This window comes from Brachyspira catarrhinii, from assembly GCF_005518285.1.
Classification (GTDB): Bacteria; Spirochaetota; Brachyspiria; order Brachyspirales; family Brachyspiraceae; genus Brachyspira; species Brachyspira catarrhinii.
In genome coordinates this window covers 1-2,600 of the sequence record NZ_SJDU01000329.1, presented here as the reverse complement: position 1 = coordinate 2,600, position 2,600 = coordinate 1, and the positions used below count along the sequence as shown (strand labels likewise).

At 33.8% G+C, this 2,600-nt stretch carries 3 protein-coding genes; 2 read left to right on the top strand and 1 reads right to left on the bottom strand.

Annotated elements, in window-relative coordinates; genetic code table 11:
• Positions 1-39 precede the first annotated feature (39 nt).
• A complete protein-coding gene (locus tag EZH24_RS10090; RefSeq protein WP_137999013.1) occupies positions 40-288 on the top strand; it encodes a hypothetical protein in 249 nt (82 codons plus the stop codon).
• A 309-nt stretch (positions 289-597) separates the two neighbouring features.
• Positions 598-1,050: a hypothetical protein gene (locus EZH24_RS10085; protein WP_137999012.1), complete on the top strand. Its 453-nt coding sequence runs from the start codon at positions 598-600 to the stop codon at positions 1,048-1,050.
• 197 nt (positions 1,051-1,247) lie between these two features.
• Here EZH24_RS10085 and EZH24_RS10080 read toward each other — a convergent pair whose 3' ends face one another.
• Positions 1,248-2,408 carry a phosphopentomutase gene (locus EZH24_RS10080; RefSeq protein WP_137999011.1) on the bottom strand — a complete coding sequence of 387 codons (1,161 nt, stop codon included), beginning with the start codon at positions 2,406-2,408 and terminating at the stop codon, positions 1,248-1,250.
• Positions 2,409-2,600: the final 192 nt, after the last annotated feature.

Sequence of the window (2,600 nt, the reverse complement as noted above, 5' to 3'; positions counted from 1 at the left end):
TTTAGTTATAAATAAATTTATTAATAGGAGGATATTCGTATGAAGAATATCAAAACAATTTTAATCGCAGTATTATCGTTTATGCTCTTGTTTTCGGTAAGCTGTAAGAATGAAGACAAAACAGGAGGAGGAAGCGGCGGTTTAAATATACCTACGGCTTCTGGAAATCCAGCAACTGTTGGAAATGTTGTTTTTGCTGGCACTCTTAACCGAACGGCTTTAAGCGGAATTTCGGAAGACGAAGCAAATAGCGGAACAGCTCCAGCTACTTTAACCGCTCCAGAATAGTTTCAATTAGAAATAGTCGATAGTAAAGTCAATGTCGGTATTCTTGGAGCATTACAAGGAATACAATTACTTTCTAATTCCGATGCAAAAGTTGTAGAAGCGAGCGGACAAGTCTCTGGCGATGGAGCTACTGTAGCGGAGTATATAAAAATAACTTTAGACGATGCTACTAATCCAACTACGGCAACGGTTGTGTATCAAATGGGTAGTCAGGCGGAGGGCATGACTGTGCAAGCTACTTATGAAGGCACTTTAAATAAAGATACTTCGACAGGTAGTTAATCAAATAATTTTTTAAGGAGAAACAAAATGACGAATTTAATTAAAACAATATCAATAACTTTATTAATCGCTTTAAGTATGTCTTTTATTTCTTGTAAAAATGACGAAACCGATCCAAATGCTGGCAAATTTAAAAATTCCGATTTAGTAGGAACTTGGACGGGAGATGCAGGCAGTTTTACTATTGATAGTTCTGGTTATGTGAATTTTACATATCAAGGCACTACTTATAATGATATCATTTTAAGGTCGTATATAATGGAAGAAGAAAGTTTAGGAACTGGCGTATCTACATTTGAGAGCGGTTACTCGGATTCTGCCACTCATTCGGATGGAGCTAAAAGAAAATCGGCAAGCTTTTTTTTCAGTAGCTCTTCAAGTTGCGATGTTACTATTATGGAACAAACATATTCTGGCACATATCCAAATGGAGAATGGCAAACTCAAAATACTATTAAATTGGGAACTTTTACGAAATAAAGTTATATAAAGTAAAATTGATAAGACAAAAGGCATCGTATTTATTGCGGTGTCTTTTTATTTATATTTATTTTTTGATTGCTTCATTAGGCGAAATGCCCGCTTTAGCAGTGGGTTTTTAACATAACCTTGCTTTTTTTACAAAAAATAAAAATAAAATAGAGTAAGCAGTTTGTAATGAAATAAGAAAAAGATAATTATAAAAAATCGCCTTCAAGATTCGTTTTACCTAAAAGATGTTTTTCTATCGAAGCGGCTATTGAAATAAAAGAATCTCTAATTCCGATATTTACATTTTTCTTTAATTTTTTTCCAAAAGCCAAAATCGGTATATATTCTCTCGTATGGTCGCTTCCTTTGTAGGTTGGGTCGCATCCATGGTCTGCCGTGATTATAAATAAATCTTCTTCGTTCAAATTTTCAATCATTTCGGGAATATATTTGTCGAATTCTTCCAATGCGTTTTTATAGCCTTTTGCGTCTCTTCTATGTCCGTAAAGCATATCGAAGTCTACTAAATTCGTAAAAATTAATCCGCTGTCGATTTCTTTAATCGCTTTAATAGTTTTTTCTATTCCGTCCAAATTATTTTTATTCGTTTTTCTGTTTTCGGTTATTCCCGCTCCAGCAAATATATCGCTCGTTTTTCCTATTCCTATTACGGGCAAATTATTTTTTGAAATTCTATCGAGCATAGTCTCTCCGCTCGGAGGCACTGAATAGTCATGTCTTCTTTCAGTTCTTTTATAATTTCCTTTTTCTCCCAAATATGGTCTCGCTATCACTCTAGCTACTGGCGAAAATTCATTGCATATTTCGAGAGATTTTTCGCATATTTTATAAAGTTCTTCTATTGAAATAATTTCTTCATGAGCTGCGATTTGCAAAACGGAATCGGCGGAAGTGTAAACTATAAGAGAGCCGTTTTTTAATTGTTCGTCCGCATAATCGTCTATTACTTCCGTTCCAGAGTAAGGTTTATTGCATACGACTTTTCTGCTCGACATTTTTTCTATAGCTTCGATTGTATTTTTTGGAAAACCGTTCGGATAAGTATTGAAAGGTTTTTTAGATATTAATCCCGCTATCTCCCAATGTCCAGTCGTTGTGTCTTTAGCTTTCGATTTTTCCATAGATTTTCCATAATAACCGATTGCGTTATCCGTTTTTGAAACTCCTTCTATATCGGTAATATTTCCAAGTCCCATTTTTTCCATGTTTGGAATATTGATTCCGCCCGTAGCTTTAGCCAAATTGGAAATCGTATTTACTCCTTCGTCTCCAAAATCTTTAGCGTCTGGCAAAGCTCCAACTCCGCAACTGTCGATTACTATTAAAACCGCTTTTTTATTACTCATAAATTCCTCTCATTTTTATTTTATTATTTTTTTATATATCAAGATTATATACGAATTATATTATTTGTTCAAATTTTGTATTTTTTGAACCCGCGTTATTTATTGTTATTTCTTTTTTTTCTTCTTTACCGTTTATTATTTGCGAAACCGTTACGCTTAAATTTTCGGTTTCTTCTTTTGAAAAATATCCCA